At 61.6% G+C, this 16736-nt stretch carries 15 protein-coding genes; 10 read left to right on the top strand and 5 right to left on the bottom strand.

Annotation, left to right across the window (positions count from 1 at the left end; translation table 11 throughout):
* Nucleotides 1-27: 27 nt before the first annotated feature.
* The gene (locus CLV45_RS03300) at nucleotides 28-2103 is read left to right on the top strand and encodes a VWA domain-containing protein (protein ID WP_245882584.1); all 2076 of its coding nucleotides are present in this window, start codon (nucleotides 28-30) and stop codon (nucleotides 2101-2103) included.
* Between the two features lie 113 nt (nucleotides 2104-2216).
* Complete coding sequence (locus CLV45_RS03295; protein WP_100334964.1) at nucleotides 2217-2618, top strand: hypothetical protein; 402 nt, start codon at nucleotides 2217-2219, stop codon at nucleotides 2616-2618.
* 16 nt (nucleotides 2619-2634) lie between these two features.
* Here CLV45_RS03295 and CLV45_RS03290 read toward each other — a convergent pair whose 3' ends face one another.
* Together CLV45_RS03290 and CLV45_RS03285 are read right to left on the bottom strand one after the other, a co-directional pair.
* Entirely contained in the window at nucleotides 2635-3456 is an 822-nt protein-coding gene (locus CLV45_RS03290) for an ABC transporter permease (protein ID WP_100334963.1), read from the bottom strand.
* Between the two features lie 8 nt (nucleotides 3457-3464).
* Nucleotides 3465-4391, bottom strand: coding sequence for an ABC transporter ATP-binding protein (locus tag CLV45_RS03285; RefSeq protein WP_100334962.1), 927 nt, complete (start codon nucleotides 4389-4391; stop codon nucleotides 3465-3467).
* Nucleotides 4392-4661: 270 nt separating this feature from the next.
* Here CLV45_RS03285 and CLV45_RS03280 point away from each other — a divergent pair, with 270 nt between their 5' ends.
* The 5 genes from CLV45_RS03280 to dnaK all read left to right on the top strand — a co-directional run bounded on the left by CLV45_RS03280 (nucleotide 4662) and on the right by dnaK (nucleotide 10916).
* On the top strand, nucleotides 4662-5789 hold the full coding sequence (locus tag CLV45_RS03280) for a sensor histidine kinase (RefSeq protein WP_100334961.1): 1128 nt from the start codon (nucleotides 4662-4664) through the stop codon (nucleotides 5787-5789).
* Nucleotide 5790: 1 nt separating this feature from the next.
* Nucleotides 5791-6528, top strand: coding sequence for a LytR/AlgR family response regulator transcription factor (locus CLV45_RS03275; protein WP_245882582.1), 738 nt, complete (start codon nucleotides 5791-5793; stop codon nucleotides 6526-6528).
* Nucleotides 6529-6742: 214 nt separating this feature from the next.
* Nucleotides 6743-7606, top strand: coding sequence for a pseudouridine synthase (locus tag CLV45_RS03270; RefSeq protein WP_100334960.1), 864 nt, complete (start codon nucleotides 6743-6745; stop codon nucleotides 7604-7606).
* Complete coding sequence (locus tag CLV45_RS03265; RefSeq protein ID WP_100334959.1) at nucleotides 7606-8541, top strand: alpha/beta hydrolase; 936 nt, start codon at nucleotides 7606-7608, stop codon at nucleotides 8539-8541. Before CLV45_RS03270 ends, CLV45_RS03265 begins: the two co-directional genes overlap by 1 nt.
* Nucleotides 8542-8972: 431 nt before the next feature.
* Complete coding sequence (dnaK, locus tag CLV45_RS03260; protein WP_100334958.1) at nucleotides 8973-10916, top strand: molecular chaperone DnaK; 1944 nt, start codon at nucleotides 8973-8975, stop codon at nucleotides 10914-10916.
* 76 nt (nucleotides 10917-10992) lie between these two features.
* Here dnaK and CLV45_RS03255 read toward each other — a convergent pair whose 3' ends face one another.
* Nucleotides 10993-11412, bottom strand: a complete 420-nt coding sequence (locus tag CLV45_RS03255) for a hypothetical protein (RefSeq protein ID WP_157807257.1) — start codon at nucleotides 11410-11412, stop codon at nucleotides 10993-10995.
* A gap of 214 nt (nucleotides 11413-11626) precedes the next feature.
* Between CLV45_RS03255 and CLV45_RS03250 the strand changes: the two genes are divergently transcribed.
* Nucleotides 11627-12772, top strand: a complete 1146-nt coding sequence (locus tag CLV45_RS03250) for an FAD-dependent monooxygenase (RefSeq protein WP_100334956.1) — start codon at nucleotides 11627-11629, stop codon at nucleotides 12770-12772.
* Between the two features lie 10 nt (nucleotides 12773-12782).
* On the opposite strand, the gene CLV45_RS03245 is transcribed toward CLV45_RS03250, so the two are convergent.
* A complete protein-coding gene (locus tag CLV45_RS03245; protein WP_100334955.1) occupies nucleotides 12783-13949 on the bottom strand; it encodes an endonuclease/exonuclease/phosphatase family protein in 1167 nt (388 codons plus the stop codon).
* 135 nt (nucleotides 13950-14084) lie between these two features.
* The gene (gene purE / locus CLV45_RS03240) at nucleotides 14085-14636 is read right to left on the bottom strand and encodes a 5-(carboxyamino)imidazole ribonucleotide mutase (protein WP_100334954.1); all 552 of its coding nucleotides are present in this window, start codon (nucleotides 14634-14636) and stop codon (nucleotides 14085-14087) included.
* A gap of 156 nt (nucleotides 14637-14792) precedes the next feature.
* Here purE and CLV45_RS03235 point away from each other — a divergent pair, with 156 nt between their 5' ends.
* Nucleotides 14793-15410, top strand: coding sequence for a MarC family protein (locus CLV45_RS03235; protein ID WP_100334953.1), 618 nt, complete (start codon nucleotides 14793-14795; stop codon nucleotides 15408-15410).
* 125 nt (nucleotides 15411-15535) lie between these two features.
* A complete protein-coding gene (locus CLV45_RS03230) occupies nucleotides 15536-16588 on the top strand; it encodes a UDP-glucose--hexose-1-phosphate uridylyltransferase (RefSeq protein ID WP_100334952.1) in 1053 nt (350 codons plus the stop codon).
* Nucleotides 16589-16736: the final 148 nt, after the last annotated feature.

Here is a 16736-nt window from a genome sequence, read left to right as displayed (position 1 = left end):
TAGTGCTCCATTCTTCGCCCTTTGCCTTTGCTCTCCACCGCTGCTTCTCCCTGGTTAATCTTGCTGTGCCTGGCCGTGGGCGCGGGTTATGCGGCCCTGCTCTACTCGGCTAAGGCTCCCTGGAGCAAGCCGGTAAACTACCTGCTGGCCGCCCTGCGCTTCGTGGTCGTGAGCTTTCTGTGCTTTCTGCTGCTCTCGCCCTTCATCAAAACCACCACTACCACCAAGGAGCAGCCCACCATAGTGCTGGCCGTGGATAATTCGCAGTCGGTGGGCCTCTTTACGCCAAAGCCAGTGCTGAATCAGGCCACGACCGGCCTCACCCAGCTAGCAGCTTCTTTGCGCCAGAAAGGCTTTCAGGTCGAAACACGCACGCTGAGCACCTCCACCCGGCCGGCCCGGCCCGACTCTATTCAATTCCAGAACGCCTCCTCCGACCTCGACGGGCTGCTTACCAGCATTGGCGAGGGCTACGACGGGCGCAACCTGGCCGGCGTGGTGCTCGTCTCCGACGGCATTGTGAACCAGGGCCGCAGCCCGGTGTATTCGGAATTCAACTACCCGATTTACAGCGTAGCCGTGGGCGACACGCTGCCCAAGAAGGACGTGCGCCTGGCCCAGCTGACCTACAACCGGGTGGCCTTCAGCGGCAACCGGTTCCCGATTGAGGCCGAAATCGACTACAGCGGCTTTAGCAGCGGGGAAGCCGCCGTGCAGCTGCGCGAGAATGGCCGGGTGCTCGAAACCCGCCGCGTGCCGCTCACGGGTAGTCGGCGCAGCCAGAAAACGACCTTCCTGCTCACGGCCAATGCCCCGGGCAAGCACCGTTACGAAGTGGTGGTGCAGCCCCTGGCCGGCGAGTTTACGACGCTTAACAACAGCAAAAGCGCCTACCTGGAAGTGGTAAAGGGCCGGCTGAAAGTGCTGCTGGCCGGTGCCGCTCCCCACCCCGATCTGAAAGCCTTGCGCGCTGCCATTCAGCAAAACGACAACTTCGCTCTGACCACCTATCTGCCCGGCATCACGCCCCTACAGGCCCAGGACTACGACGTGGCCATCCTGCACCAGCTGCCGGCCCGGGGCGGGGTGGGTGCCGAAGTGCTGGCCGCCGTGAAGAGCCGCCGGATTCCGACCCTCTACATCGTGGGGGCCCAGTCCGACTTCAACGCCTACAATACCTTCGGTACCGGCCTGAGCATCACGCCCCGCGGCAGCCAGACCGACGACGTGACGCCAATTCTGAACCCCAGCTTTTCGCGCTTTACCTTCGAGGAAGACGCCCTGCGCCGCTTTGCAGCCTACCCGCCGGCGGCCGTGCCCTTCGGGGATTTGCGGGTGAACAGCGGGGCTGAAGTGGCCTTGTACCAGCAGGTGGGCCGGCTCAAAACCCAGAAGCCCCTGCTCGTGCTCGGCGGCAGTCCGGCCCAGCGCCAGGCCACTCTGCTCACCGACGGCAGCTGGCAGTGGCGCCTGCAGGAAGCCGCCGACCACGCCGACCGGCCCGAGGCCTACGACCGGCTCATCATCCGGACCCTACAGCTGCTCACGGCCAATGCCAACAAGAAGCGCCTCGACGTGTACCCCACCCAGGATGCCTTCAGCACCGCCGACGACGTGACCTTTGCCGCCGAAACCTATAACGCCATTTTCGAGCGGATTTACGGCCAGCAAATCAAGCTGACCCTGACCGACGAGCAGAGCCGCACCCGCACCTTTAGCTTCACCAACAGCGAGGATGGCGCCCCGCTGCACCTGGGCAGCCTGCCCGGCGGCCTCTACCGCTACGCCGCCACGGCCACGCTCGGCGGCCAGCTCCAGCAGGACCGCGGCGAATTGCTGGTACAGGAGCAGCAGCTCGAAACCCTGGAAGCCCGCGCCGACCACAACCTGCTCTACCAGCTGGCCCGCCGCAGCGGCTCCCGCCTGTATTATCCGAGCCAGTTTGCCCAGCTCACCCAGGACATTCAGAAAGCCAACGCCAAGCCCGTGCTCTACAGCCAGGAAGACCTCAAGGACTTGATAAACCTGAAATGGCTGTTTTTCCTGCTGCTAGCCCTGATTACCGCCGAGTGGGCCACCCGGAAATACTCCGGCGGCATATAAGCCGGTAACGCGAAGTTGCCTTTCGCAGGTCGTTGCTGCCAACCGAACGAATGCCGTGCAACGACCCGCGAAGGAGAACTTCGCGTTACTTTGGGAGTCGTTTTACCAGCGCTATGAAAATCTGTTTCTTTCTGCTTCCTGCCGTGACCTTGCTGGCCGGCTGCAATAACTCCCCGGAAAAGCGCGCCGAATCGGCCGTGTCCGAATACGTGGGCAACCGCATGGGCGACCCGGCCAGCTACCGGGCCGGCACGTTTGACACCAAGCCCTACACCCGGCAAGACTCGGCAACGTATGCGGCCCAGGTGGCGCAGCTCAACGCCGACAGCGCGGCCACCCCGGCTACTGCCCCGAAACTAGCGAATGGCACGGCCCAGATCGGCACTTTCGTGCGCCACGACTACCGGGAGCAAACCAAGGTCGGCGACGTAAGCCGCGACAGTGGAGAATTCGTGGTATACCCCAACGGCGACGTAGTGCAGCTGATTCCCAGCCACCGCCTCAAGCGGCGCTAAGCATTGCCGGGGCCGGCTAATCCGCCCGTTTGCGGAAGAGCAACAACCCATAGCCTAGTACCACGGCCGCCGCAAACCAGCCCAGGCTGGTCCACTCCGCCAGGCTCACTCCCGCCTGAATCGAGAGCGTACCATTGGGCTGCTCAATAATTCCGTGCAGAATTTGGGTCGGCGCCGCGTACGGAACCCAGTCGATGTACTCCCAACGGAGCAGCGTGAGGGCGGCTACCAACCCGCCGATGCCCGCGGCCAGCGGCATGGCAAAGCTGCGCCACCACAGCGCCGCCACGTACTGAATACCCAGCACACCCAGAGTGGCGACAAACGTGTGGGCCAGCATCAGGGCTACTCCGCCCACGGGTGCGGCGTGCTGCTGAAACAGCAGTTCGGGCCGCACGAAGCCCAGAATTTTGCCCGAAGCTAATAGCAGCAGTACGTACACCACCTGGGCCAGCATGTTGAGCTGCAGCAGCACCAGTAGCTTGCTGCCCAGCACGGCGCCCCGCCCCACCGGCAGCGCGTACAGGTGCTTCCAGGCCGTGGCCTTGTTTTCGATGGCCACGAGCAGGCTGGTCAGCAGAATCAGGAACAGCGGCAGCAGCAGCACCGCCGCCGACTGCCAGCTCATGTACACGTAGTGCGCCCAGGGGTTTTGCCCGGGCCGCAGCAGCTTGTCGCCCTTAAAGTAGAAAATCAGAAAGTTGAGCACCACGGGCAAGGCCCCACCGCCCAGGGCCAGCCCCAGCGTGAGCGTGCGGCGCAGCTTCAGCCAGTCGGCGGTGTGGGTGCGCCGCAGCTGCTGCCAGGGCGAGGGCGAAGTCAGAGTCGTCGGGTTCATACCGTAGTTTATAGAGCGTGGGTGGTTTCGGTGAGCTGCAGAAAGGTTTCTTCCAGGTTGGGCTGCTGGCAGCTGATGTGGTACACGGGCTGCCCGGCCGCTACCAGCTGCTCGACCAGGGCCGCTACCTGCTCCCGCGACTCGTAGGGCAGCATCAGGGTGCCGGGGCCAGTTACCTGGGCAGTGCCCAGAATGGCAGGCAACAGATTGCGGCAGGTAGCGGCGCTTTCGGTTTCGACGACGAGCTGCCGGTTGGTCAGCTGCAGATTCTGCAGCTCCGCCATTTGCCCCTGAAACACGAGCCGGCCCTGTTGAATAATGCCGACGTGAGTAGCTAGGCGCTCAATTTCACTGATCAGGTGGCTCGAGAGCAGAATGGTTTTGCCCTGCTCCCGCTGCAGGCGCCGCAGCAGCTCGCGCATGTCGATGATGCCGTTGGGGTCGAGGCCGTTGGTGGGTTCGTCCAGAATCAGCAGGTCGGGGTCGGGCAGCAAGGCCAGGCCCAGCCCCAGGCGCTGCCGCATTCCGAGGGAATACTCCCGGACCGGGCGGTGGGCATGCTCGGTGAGGCCAACCAAGGCCAGCACTTCTTCCGAGCGGCCCCGGGCCAGGCCGCGCAGCGTGCGGGTTACTTCCAGATTGGCCCGGCCGCTGAGGTGGTCGTAGAGCGAGGGATTTTCAATCAGCGCCCCGACGCGGGTAAGCAGGGCCACGCGGTGCCGGGCCAGGTCGTGCCCGAAGAGCTGCACCGTGCCGGCCGGAGCGGGCAGCAAACCCAGCAGGATGCGGAGCGTGGTGCTTTTGCCCGCCCCATTGGGTCCCAGAAAGCCGTAAATACTCCCCGCGGGCACGGCCAGGGACACGTCGTGCAGGATGGACCGGGCGCCGTAGGAAAAGGAAAGCCGGTCGGTTTCAACAAGAGAAGAGGTGCTCATAGCAGGCCGTTTGGTGGTAACAGATCAAAACTACCGGTTAGTCATCAAGCTCCTCAGGTTATTCAACCAACCCGGCCCAACGAAGGACGAAACCCGTTTCCGGGTCCACAACTCCGGCCCGGCAGCCTCCGGCGGGGTCCGCCGGCCCGTTGGTAGAGCCCGGACCCGTATTCAGGCGTAATAACGGGCCGGTGGTTGAAAATAGCCCATCTTATTTGCTAACCGGGGCCTATTTTGGCGCTTCATTACGTAGCGTCTTGCCCGCTTATCATGCCGCCCACCCCTGCTTTAGCATTCCCAATTACGCCCCCGCGGTGGCTGCCTGCGGCCAGCCGGGTTCCGTTGTGGGCCCATCTTTCCTTATGGGTGGGGCTAGTGGCCATCGACGCCCTACAGATCTACTTTGGCCTTCACGCCCTGAGCCGTCCCAACGCCAGCCCCACCTTCGACTGGCGGTATGCCCTCGTGCACGGGGTCCTTACTGATATTCTGTACGCGGGATTTTTTTACTTCAATTGGCTGATTCTGATTCCCAATATCCTGGCCCACAACCAGGTCTGGCGCTACGTGCTGGCCGTCGTCGTGACCATAGCCGTGTCGGTGGGCCTGCGGCTACTTATTTCCCGGTACACGATTCCCAGTGGCGGCGCCGAACCCATCAATCCGTCGCGGCAAACGGAGCCCTACATCCTCTGGGGTCTGATAACGCTCTTTTTCAGCTCCGGCCTCAAGGTCACCAGCGACTACCTGCAGGGCCAGCGCAACCGCCGGGAGCTGGAGCACCAAAATCTGCTCACCGAGCTGGCCTTGCTCAAAGCCCAGGTCAACCCCCATTTCTTGTTCAACACGCTCAACAACATCTACTCCCTGACCAAGCAGCAGTCGGCGCGGGCGCCCGAGGCGGTGCTGCGGCTTTCCGAAATCATGCGCTACATGCTCTACGAGTCGAATGCCGAGCAGGTGCTGCTGCAAAAAGAGCTGGCTAATATTCGCAGCTTTCTGGACCTGCAACGCCTGCGCCTGCCCGGCGAAGCGGCCACGGCGGTGGCTTTTCAGGAGCAAGGAACGGCGGCCGACCCCACTTACCTCATTGCGCCCATGCTGCTGCTGCCCCTGGTCGAAAACGCCTTTAAGCACGGAGATTTGTCGGTGCGGCCCCAGGCGGTGCGCCTGGCAGTGGAGCTGAGCGAAGCCGGGGAACTGCGCTTTTCGGTGCACAATTTCGTGGATGACCAGGCCCAGCCGCCGGCAGGTCAGCCCGGGGGCCTGGGCCTGGTTAACTTGCGCCGCCGCCTCAACCTGCTCTACCCCAACCGTCATACGCTAACCGTCGACCGTCAGCCGCAGGAGCACACCGTGGTGCTGACCCTGGCCCCGCCGGCCCCAACTGCCCGCTAACATGGAACTCGAAGCCGCCCCGCGCAAAATCAGCTGCGTCATCATCGACGACGAGCCCCTGGCCCTGGACGTGCTGGCCGACTACTGCGCCCAGGTGCCGTTTCTGGACGTGCGCGGCCAGTTTCACGACGCCCTGGCAGCTTTGGCTTTTCTGCAGGATACTCCCGTGGACCTGGTGTTGCTCGACATTCACATGCCCCGGCTCACGGGTCTGCAGCTGGCCCAGCTGCTGCCCACCCCGGGCCCACGCATCATATTCACTACGGCCTACGACACCTACGCCGTGCGCAGCTACGAGCTCAGCGTAACCGACTATTTGCTCAAGCCCATTGCCTTTGAGCGGTTTCTGCAGGCCATTCATAAGGTGCGGCAGTCATTTTTGCCAGTGCCCGCGCCAGTGGCAGAAGCTTCCCCGCCCCCCGAGGCCATGTTTGTGAAGCACGAAAACCGCCTGCAACGGGTAGCTTTCGACGATATTCTCTACATCGAAGGCATGAAGGAATATCTGCTCATTTATACCAGTCAGGGCAAAATCCTTACGCTGCAGTCGTTTCGCCGGGTGGAGGAAGTGTTGACGGCCGACCGGTTTGCCCGGATTCACAAGTCCTTTCTGGTGGCCCTCCACCGGATTGAGCACGTGGAGCGGGGCAAAGTGCAGGTTGGGGGCCGCCTGCTGCCCATCGGCGACACTTACCGCGACTCATTCGCCGCCCTGATTCGGGCCCATAATCAGCTTTGAGGCAGGGGCCCAGCACGAATTTTGGCTAATAGCGCGGCCGGTGCTGCTGCTTATTGGTACCTTTGTCGGCTAGCCCCGCGGCGAGTTCACTCCAGGTTTCCTTACGGGCCTAGCGAACTGCAACGCGCGGAACGCGGCTCCTACTCCTTGAGATGGAGCTACGGCCCGGGGCCAACTTGTCTTCTGCTTTTCCTGTACCCCGTTTTCTACGCTGATGCGCTACGTTCTCGTCAACAAACCCTTTGAAGTTCTCACCCAATTTACCGACGAGAACGGCCGCGCCACGCTCAAAGATTTTGTGCCCGTGCCCGGCGTGTACCCCGTCGGCCGCCTCGACTACGACAGTGAGGGCCTGGTGCTGCTCACCGACGACAAAGGCCTGCAGCACCGCCTCTCCGAGCCCCGCTACAAGGTACCCAAAACCTACCTGGCCCAGGTAGAAGGTGTGCCCACCGAGGAAGCCCTGGCCCAGCTGCGCCGCGGTGTCGACATCAAAACCAGCTACACGGCCCCGGCCGAAGCCGAATTGCTGGCCGGGCCGCCCGCCTACTTGTGGGAACGGAGCAAGCCCATCCGCTTCCGGGCCGCCATTCCGACTTCCTGGCTGAAAATCACGATTTCGCAGGGCATGAACCGGCAGGTGCGCAAGATGACGGCCGCCGTGGGCTTCCCCACCCTGCGCCTGATTCGCACCAACATTGCCCACCTGCCCGTGGATGGCCTCGCGCCCGGGCAGTGGCGGGAGCTGACCGAAGCCGAAGCCGCCAAGCTGCGCTCGGCCTACTCGGCCACCAAAATGCCCGGCGAACGGGCTATAGCGCCTAAATCAACCACTGGAGCTACCAAAGCCGAAGCCTCCGTCAAGCCAGCCAAACCGGCCGGTGCGGGCCGTTCCGCTGGTCCGAAGTCAGCTGGTGCGGGCTCGACGGGCTCCCGGCCTGCGGCCGGCAAAGGCGGCCGGTTCTCGGATTCCGACAAGCCCAAAGGTCGCTCGGGGCCGAAGCCTACCGGGGGCGGCGCAGGCCGCAGCTCCGGCGCGGGTGGCCGCTCGGGTGGCGGGCGTAGCGCGGGCCGCTAGTGAAGCGCCGCCTGCTTTGGCTGGTGCTGCTGGGCTTTGTGGCCGTCAATGGCGTAGCTTTTCTGCACGCCTGGCGCTTTACCCACTTCACCGACGAGCCCGGTATCCACACCGACAACCCCGAGCAGCTTTCGGCCCTGGACAAAGCCTGGGTGCTGCTCACGGGCATCAAAAACCCCAAGCCCCGCAACCTGGGCGCCCCAGCCTTTGCTTTCCGCACGGTTTCGATTCCAAGCCCGAATGGCAAGCTGGAGGCCTGGTTTAGTCCGGTGGAAAAGGCCCGGGGCCGGGTGGCGCTGTTTCACGGCTACACCAGCAATAAGGCCAAGCTGCTGACCGAAGCCAGTACGTTTCGGCAGCTGGGCTACTCAGTCTTGCTGGTCGATTTTGCCGGCAACGGCGGCTCCGAAGGCTTCCAAACCACGGTCGGCTTCCGCGAATCGGCCGACGTGAAGACCGTATACACGTTTCTGCAGCGGCAGGATTCTGCTGCGCCCATCATTCTGTATGGCGCCTCGATGGGGGCCGTGGCTATTTTGCGGGCCGAAAGTGAGTTGGGCGTCCGGCCCGCGGCCAACATCATCGAGTGCCCTTACGGCAGCATGCTCCAAACGGCCCAGAACCGCTTCAGCTCCATGCACGTGCCGGCTTTTCCTATGGCCAACCTGCTCGTATTCTGGGGCGGAGTGCAAAACGGCTTCTGGGCCTTCGACCTCGACGCCACCGAGTTTGCCAAGCAGGTCACCGCTCCTACCCTGCTCATGTGGGGCCAAGCCGACCCGCGCGTGACCCGGGCCGAAACCGATGCCATCTACGCCGCTTTGGCCGGCCCCAAGCAGCGCCACGACTTTCCCGGCGCCGGCCACGAGCCGTACTGGCGCAAGTATCCGCAGCAGTGGGAAGCAACGATTAGCGGGTTTTTAAGCCAGTTTTAGGAAGTCGGCTGTCATCCTGAGCGGCGCGAAGCAGAGCGAAGGACCTTCCTCGCCTACCCCACGGTAGTTTGTGTCAACGCTCAAAAGCCCTTTCCCAACAGTCGGTGAAGAGCTTTTCACGTTGAATAGTACTTGTCATTTAAGCGAGGAGGGTCATTCACTCTGCTTCGCTGCATGGCCGGCAAATCAAAGATGGCAGCTGTAAGGGCAAGCTGCTCTTTGCTTCCCTGCCCGGCTGTCAGCATATCCCGCCGGCCACTTCCCCGTAAAAGTCAGTCCGTCGTAAAACCTGCCTCGGGAGTCGGTTAAAATGACAATGTGTCACAGAAAAACCCCGTTTTCAGGGCTGGTACGCTGCTTGTCATTAGTCCGGCGCGAGTGATTCGCACCCTGAAAGCAGACACATCCAACACTTACATACAACCAATAAAATGGGAAAAATAATCGGTATTGACCTCGGCACCACCAACTCGTGCGTGTCCGTTATGGAAGGCAACGAGCCGGTGGTGATTCCAAATAGCGAAGGCCGCCGCACGACTCCGTCGATTGTGGCGTTCCTCGACAACGGTAAGGGCGAGCGGAAAGTCGGTGACCCGGCCAAGCGTCAGTCCATTACCAATCCCCAGAACACGATTCAGTCAATTAAGCGCTTTATGGGCCGCGGCTTCTCGGAAGTAACCGAAGAGTCGAAGTACGTATCGTATCAGCTGGAAAAGGGCTCTAACAACACGGTAGCTGTCAAAATCGGCGACCGGCAGTACACGCCCCAGGAAATTTCGGCCATGGTGCTTCAGAAAATGAAGCAGACGGCCGAAGAGTATCTGGGCACCACGGTAACCGAAGCCGTTATTACGGTACCGGCTTACTTCAACGACGCCCAGCGCCAGGCCACCAAAGAAGCCGGTGCCATTGCCGGCCTCGACGTGAAGCGCATCATCAACGAGCCCACGGCCGCCGCTTTGGCCTACGGCCTCGATAAAAAGCACAAAGACCAGAAGATTGCCGTCTACGACCTCGGCGGTGGTACCTTCGACATCTCGATTCTGGAACTCGGCGACGGTGTGTTCGAAGTACTGAGCACCAACGGTGACACCCACCTCGGCGGCGACGACTTCGACCAGGTTATCATTAACTTCCTGGCCGAAACCTTCGCCAGCGAAAACGAAGGCCTCGACCTGCGCAAAGACCCCATGGCCCTACAGCGCTTGAAAGAAGCCGCTGAGAAAGCCAAAGTGGAGCTCTCGAGCTCTTCGGAGACCGAAATTAACCTGCCCTACGTCACGGCTACCGCTTCGGGCCCCAAGCACCTGGTGGTGAAGCTGAGCCGCGCCAAGTTTGAGCAGCTCGCCGATTCGCTGGTGCGCCGCTCGATGGAGCCCGTGAAAAAGGCCCTGCAAGACGCTGGCCTGAGCACGTCGGACATCGACGAGGTAATCCTGGTGGGTGGCTCGACCCGCATTCCCCGCATTCAGGAGGAAGTGGAGAAGTTCTTCGGCAAGAAGCCTTCCAAGGGCGTTAACCCCGACGAAGTAGTAGCCATCGGCGCCGCCATCCAGGGTGGCGTACTGACCGGCGAAGTAAAAGACGTACTGCTGCTGGACGTAACCCCGCTGAGCCTCGGCATCGAGACGATGGGCGGTGTGATGACCAAGCTGATCGAAAGCAACACGACGATTCCGACCAAGAAATCGGAAACCTTCTCGACGGCTTCCGACAACCAGCCTTCGGTGGAAATCCACGTGCTGCAGGGCGAGCGTCCGCTGGCTTCGCAGAACCGCACCATCGGCCGCTTCCACCTCTCCGATATTCCGCCAGCACCCCGCGGCGTACCGCAGATTGAAGTAACCTTCGACATCGACGCCAACGGTATCCTGCACGTATCGGCCAAGGATAAAGGCACCGGCAAAGAGCAGAAGATCCGCATTGAGGCTTCCTCCGGCTTGTCGGATGCCGACATCGAGCGGATGCGCAACGAGGCCAAAGCCAACGAAGAGGCTGACAAGCAGGAAAAGGAGCGCATTGAGAAAGTCAACCAGGCCGACTCGATGATCTTCCAGACCGAGAAGCAGCTGAAAGAGTACGGCGACAAGCTGAGCGCCGGCAACAAGACGGCCGTAGAAAACGCTCTGGCCGACCTCAAGAAGGCCCACGAGAGCAAAGACCTCGGCCAGATCGACACCGCCATGGAGGCCATCAACGCCGCTTGGCAGGCTGCCTCGCAGGAAATGTACGCTGCCACCCAGGGCGACGGTCAAGGCCAGCCCCAGGGCTACCCCGGCGGCGACGGCGGGGCCCAGGGGGGCAACGGCCAGCAAGGCCAGCCCCACGACAACGTAACCGACGTGGACTACGAAGAAGTCGACGGTAACAAGTAATTTGTTGATTGATGATAAAAAAGGCCGGGAGCATTGCTTCCGGCCTTTTTTTTGGTACTCACTAAAAGAACAGCCTTTATAAGGGCAGTTGCATTAGCCAGGCTTTAGCCTCCGTCTCATTGTCGAAGAGCCGGTAGGTGAGGGCCGATTCCTGGGCCTCATTCATAACCAGATTGACGGAAAGCCGGGCAAATACGTCCTGGGGCAGGATTACGGCGCCGTAGATTTCGTCGCCCTGGGCCGTGCGCGACACCCAGTAATTCTGAATCCAGGTGCGCTCCTCATTCGTGAAGGGCGACATCAGGTGCTGGTCGCCGAGCATTTTGCGCCAGCCCCGGCTGCGGAGCAGCTGGCTGGCGTGGGTTAGGAAAGCCTGCATGTCGCTCAGCTTCCGCTTACCGGGGTTATAGGCGACAATAGCGTAGCCGTCGGGATGTTCGAGCAGGCGCCCGACGGGATTTTCAAAGTACAACCGGGGGGTTGTTTGTTCAGACATGTTGCAAGGGGAGCGTACAGTGGACACCAGCTATAAACTGGCACAAAACCAATACGCGAAGCTAGTGCAGAAAGATGCCGCAAAAAAAGCCGAGCGTTATCTTTTACCAGTTGAAGACTCTATATTTCCCGACGAAACTAGTTTACCTCCTACCCCACCCTACTGAACTATTCGCGGTTGGCAGTATAGTTTATTTAGGACACCTCCGCGTATTATGGCATCATTTATTGTTATCGGGGCCGGCATCGGCGGCCTGACTACCGCGCACGCTCTGCTGCGCCAGGGCCACGTGGTGCAGGTGTACGAGGCGGCGGCTGAGCTCCGGGAGGTTGGGGCCGGCGTGGTGCTGGGAGCAAATGCTATGCGCGGCTTGGCGCAGCTTGGGCTTTACGCGGCAGTTCGGGCCCAGGGCACGGCCATCAGCCGGCTGTCGTTGTGCGACGAGCAAGGCCAGGTGCTGCAAACGGCCGACCCCGCTTTTTTTGCCCGGCAGATTGGATACGACAATCTGGGCATTCACCGCGCGGCACTGCAGCGGGTTTTGCTGGCCAGCTTACCGGCCGAGGTAGTCCGGCTGAATTCCCGCTTCGAGCGGTTCAGCGAAACCAGCCGCAACATTACCGCCTACTTTACGGACTCGACCAGCGTGACGGCCGATGCGCTGATTGGAGCCGATGGCCTGCACTCTCTGGTGCGGCGGCAGCTGCTGCCCCAGAGCCAGCCCCGCTACGCGGGCTACACCTGTTGGCGGGCGGTGGTCGATACCAGCCAGCTGCGGCTCCCGGTGGGCGACTCCTACGAAATCTGGGGCAGCAAGGGGCGCCGCCTCGGGTACGTGCCCGTGGGCCAGGACCGTGCCTATTGGTTTGCCTGCCTCAATAGCTCTATGCCCCGCAATCCGCATTTCCAGGCCTTTACCGTGGCCGACTTGCAGCGCACCTTTGCCGATTTTCCGGCTCCTATCCCGGCCCTGCTGGCTCTCACCCAGCCGGCCCAGCTGCTCTGGAATGACATTCTGGATTTGCCGCCGCTGCCCCACCTGACCTACGGCAGGGTGCTGCTGCTCGGCGACGCGGGCCACGCTACCACGCCCAACATGGGCCAGGGGGCGGGTCAAGCAGTGGAAGATGCCGCCGTATTGGCCGAGTGCCTGGCGAAGAACTACGAGCTGCCCGCCGCGTTTCGCTGCTTCGAGCAGCGTCGCCTGCCGCGCACGACCCGCATTGTCAACACCTCCTGGCAACTAGGCCGGCTGGCCCAGCTCGAAAACCCGCTGCTGATTGGCCTGCGCAACCTGAGCATGCGCCTGCTGCCCCAGGCCATCAGTCAGCGGCAAATGGCTTGGCTTTACGAGCAGTAAACCCGCCGCATCAGGTGGTCAGCTCCCGTTGGGGTTTCCGGCCAGTGTCCTCCTGCTCCTCTTCCTCATCTTCTTCCTCAAAGCCTTCCTGAATTTTCTGCTCGGCTTCCTCAAAGTCTTCGATATCGGCCTGCTCACAGTTTTCCTCCTGCTCGACTTTCGCCTGGGGCTCGTAGCTGAGCTTCAGGTAAATGGGAAAATGGTCGGAACCGACGTAGGGCAGGCGCTGAATATCGTCCACCTTAAAGTCGGGCGAGACGAAGACGTGGTCTAGGGGCCAGCGCAGCAGCATGTAGTCGGCGTGGAAGGTGGGCAGCAAGCCGCGGCCCACGCGCGGGTCGAGCAGGCCGCTGATGCGGCGAAACAGCTCGGAAGTATGGGACCAGGCCACGTCGTTCATGTCGCCAAAAACGATGGTTGGCTCATCCTTACGGTCAATTTCCTTGCCGACCAGCAGCAGCTCAGCGTCGCGCTTAGTGCTGGTTTTGGATTCGGCCGGGGCCGGGGGCTTGGGATGCAGCCCGTAGAGGCGCACCCAGGTTTTGCCGTCGGGCAGCTGCACCCGGCCGTGCAGGGAGGGCACGTCATCGTCGAGCAGGTACTTGATTTCGCAGTCTTCCAGGGGCAGGCGCGAAAAAAACAGCAGGCCGTAGGTGTTGTCCAGGGGTTCGTGGCAAGTGTAGGGGTGGGTGGCTTCTAGGGGCTTGAGCTGCTCATACCACCACGCGTCGGTTTCGACGGCCATAATCAGGTCGGGGTCGGTTTGCTGCAGCACGGCCAGGGCCCGGGCACCTTGCTTGTTGTACTGCAGCACGTTCATCACGGCTAGGCTCAGGTGGCGCTTGCCATCGGTCTGGGTGCTGTCACCAATCTGCTTGCTGGCCACTGGCGTATAGGGCACAATCCGAAACGACTGGTACACCACGGCCGCGCCCAGGGCGCCAACCAGGCCCAGGCCCCAGTAGCCCTCCAGCTGGTGCCAGCCCAGCAGCAGCGCCCCGCCCAAAGTCAGGAGCGTAATGGTGACAATCTGGAGACGGGGAAAGTCGAAGACGCGAATCCACCAGGCAGTTTCGCGCAGCAAAGGCAAGAGCGTGGCCACCAGCGAGGCTACTGCCAGCAGCAGCGTCAGCCCGTGAGCCAGCAAAATCCAAATGGGAGCATCGAGGTCAGGCACTTACTTGTGTAGAGTTGGGTGGAAGATGGTGGGGTTGTAAAATGGTGAAGTGGTGAACCGGTGACCGGTGAGTTGTCGTTTTGGAGGCGCGGGTTGCGCAGTCAGGACGGATTGAACGTCAACTCACCAGGTCTCCTATTCATCATTGAAGCCGCCTTTACGGAGCTCCTCGATGGTGCGCATCACTTTGTCCTTGAGGGCGGTACGGTACTTTTCCAATACATCTGCCAGGCGGGCGTTGCTCAGAGCCAGCATCTGGGTAGCCAGTACGGCCGCGTTGGCGGCCCCGTCGATGGCCACGGTAGCCACCGGCACCCCGGCTGGCATCTGCAACATTGAGAGTACCGAGTCGATGCCGTGGACGGAAGTGGTGGAGTTGATGGGCACCCCAATTACGGGCAGCGTAGTAAACGAAGCCAGCATGCCGGGCAAGTGGGCAGCCCCGCCCCCACCGGCAATAATGACCCGCATACCGCGCTTACGGGCCGTTTCACCGTACTCGATAAGCCGGTAGGGTGTGCGGTGGGGCGACACGAGCGTGATTTCGTGGGGTACGCCAAACTGCCGCAGCACCTCGGCCGCGGCAGACATGATTTTCAGGTCCGACTGGCTGCCCATGACGATGCCCACCAGCGGGGTGTCACGAAAGTCATCGGCGGGGGTAGCTGCGGGAGAGGCAGTTGTCATGCAAATAGGAAGAAAAAAAGGCGGGCATCAGGCCCTATAAGCGCTTGTACGCGACAGTAACGCCATGGTTGACTTTGCGAACATACCATTTTAAGCGCTTTGCTGATACCCAATCCCTCGTACCTTTACCTGCCTTCCACTTCCCCGCTCTGGTACATGGAAATCCTACTTGCCACCTTTACCACGCTGTTTTCGGTTGTCAATCCTTTCGGGGCCATGCCGGTGTTTCTGACCCTGACCGAAGACGACTCACCCAGCCACCGCGCCCAGATTGGGCTACGGGCCTGTATTTACATGGTGGGGGTGCTGTCGGTGTCGTTTTTTGCGGGCCAGTACGTGCTCAACTTCTTCGGTATCAACATTCACCACCTGCGCATTGCCGGCGGCATCCTGCTCATGCGCTCGGCTTTTGACTTGCTCACGCCGGGCGGCAACCGGGCCAAAGTATCAGAAGCCACGCTGGAGGAGAGCATGCACAAGGAGGATATTTCCTTTACTCCCCTGGCCATGCCCATGCTGTCGGGCCCCGGCTCCATGGCCGTCTGCATCGGCTTGTTTACCAAAAAGCTCACGTTTCTGGACATGGGCCTCATTTTCTTCGGCTTCGTGCTGGTGGCCCTGGCAGCGTATATCATTCTGATGTCGTCCCTGCGCCTAACCCGGTTTCTGGGCCGGCCCGGCATGGCGGCTCTGGCCCGCATCATGGGCTTTCTGACCCTGGCTATCGGCGTCAACTTCATGGCCACGGCCATCAAAGCCCTGTTTCAGGAATAGCTCCGGCGCGCCGGCCCAATGCCGAAACCAATAGGCCTGGTGGCTTTTCAAGTCGAGCCTGAGTTCTGGGTCAGCGTACCGGGACGGGCTTTTTTGCGTAAGCCGACTTTCTACCTTCTCTCGCTATGGCTGCTTTTGATACGACCGAACACTCGCACCGCCGCTACAACCCGCTGACCGGGGAATGGATTCTGGTGTCGCCCCACCGCTCCAAACGGCCCTGGCAGGGTCAGCAGGAAGAGCCCGAAGCTGAAACCCGCCCCGCCTACGACCCGACCTGCTACCTCTGCCCCGGCAACACCCGCGCCGGCGGCATCGTGAACCCCAGCTACGACAGCACTTTCGTTTTCGACAATGACTTTGCCGCCTTGCAGGCCGATGTGCCCACGGGCACGGTCAGCGTGGGCGGGCTGCTGCGGGCCGAGGCCGAGTCGGGCGTGGCCCGGGTTATCTGCTTTTCGCCCCGCCACGATTTGACGCTGCCCGAAATGGAGCCAGCCGCCATTCGCCGGGTCGTGGACGTGTGGGTGGAGCAGTACCAGGAGCTCGGGGCCCGCGCCGACATCAACTACGTGCAGATTTTCGAGAACAAAGGCTTTATGATGGGCTGCTCGAATCCCCACCCGCACGGGCAGATCTGGGCCCAGCGCACCGTGCCCGCCGACCCGGCCAAGGAAACGGTGCAGCAGGCCGCCTACTTCCAGGAACACGGCCGCAGCTTACTGCTCGACTACCTGGAGCTGGAGCTGCGGGAACAAACCCGGGTGGTGTACCAAAACGAGCATTTCGTGACCCTGGTGCCGTTCTGGGCCGTGTGGCCCTTCGAAACGCTGCTGCTGCCCCGCCGCCACGTCACGTCCATCGAGCAGCTCACCGATGCCGAGAAGGACAGCTTTGCCGAGGCCCTGCGCGACCTGACCATCCGCTACGACAACCTGTTCCAGATTTCCTTCCCCTACTCGGCTGGCATCCACCAGCGCCCCACCGACGGGCAGGCCCACGAAAGCTGGCACCTGCACATGCACTTCTTCCCGCCCCTGCTGCGCTCAGCCTCAGTGCGCAAATTCATGGTCGGCTACGAAATGCTGGCCAACCCCCAGCGCGACATTACCCCCGAATGGGCCGCCGAACGGCTGCGCGGTTTACCCACGGTGCATTACAAGCAGGCTGCTCGGTAGCAGTAGTATGTGACTTCGGCTGTCATCCTGAGCAAAGCGAAGGACCTTCCTCACCTAGCCCACTACAGCTTCTGCCAACGCCCAAAAGCCCTTTGCTACCGGTGTAGTAAAGGGTTTTGGGGCATTGAATAAGCCTTATCAATCAGGC

The sequence above is a fragment of the Hymenobacter chitinivorans DSM 11115 genome (assembly GCF_002797555.1).
GTDB classification, from domain to species: Bacteria; Bacteroidota; Bacteroidia; order Cytophagales; family Hymenobacteraceae; genus Hymenobacter; species Hymenobacter chitinivorans.
The sequence above is the reverse complement of the archived record's forward strand: the minus strand, read 5'-3'. Positions and strand labels throughout refer to the sequence as shown.

Coding starts and splice junctions, on each gene's coding strand:
- CLV45_RS03235 (WP_100334953.1), top strand. CDS start 14,793: ATGGAAATCCTACTTGCCACCTTTACCACGCTGTTTTCGGTTGTCAAT.
- CLV45_RS03280 (WP_100334961.1), top strand. CDS start 4,662: ATGCCGCCCACCCCTGCTTTAGCATTCCCAATTACGCCCCCGCGGTGG.
- CLV45_RS03230 (WP_100334952.1), top strand. CDS start 15,536: ATGGCTGCTTTTGATACGACCGAACACTCGCACCGCCGCTACAACCCG.
- CLV45_RS03290 (WP_100334963.1), bottom strand. CDS start 3,456: ATGAACCCGACGACTCTGACTTCGCCCTCGCCCTGGCAGCAGCTGCGG.
- CLV45_RS03250 (WP_100334956.1), top strand. CDS start 11,627: ATGGCATCATTTATTGTTATCGGGGCCGGCATCGGCGGCCTGACTACC.
- CLV45_RS03295 (WP_100334964.1), top strand. CDS start 2,217: ATGAAAATCTGTTTCTTTCTGCTTCCTGCCGTGACCTTGCTGGCCGGC.
- CLV45_RS03255 (WP_157807257.1), bottom strand. CDS start 11,412: ATGTCTGAACAAACAACCCCCCGGTTGTACTTTGAAAATCCCGTCGGG.
- purE (WP_100334954.1), bottom strand. CDS start 14,636: ATGACAACTGCCTCTCCCGCAGCTACCCCCGCCGATGACTTTCGTGAC.
- CLV45_RS03270 (WP_100334960.1), top strand. CDS start 6,743: ATGCGCTACGTTCTCGTCAACAAACCCTTTGAAGTTCTCACCCAATTT.
- CLV45_RS03285 (WP_100334962.1), bottom strand. CDS start 4,391: ATGAGCACCTCTTCTCTTGTTGAAACCGACCGGCTTTCCTTTTCCTAC.
- CLV45_RS03275 (WP_245882582.1), top strand. CDS start 5,791: ATGGAACTCGAAGCCGCCCCGCGCAAAATCAGCTGCGTCATCATCGAC.
- dnaK (WP_100334958.1), top strand. CDS start 8,973: ATGGGAAAAATAATCGGTATTGACCTCGGCACCACCAACTCGTGCGTG.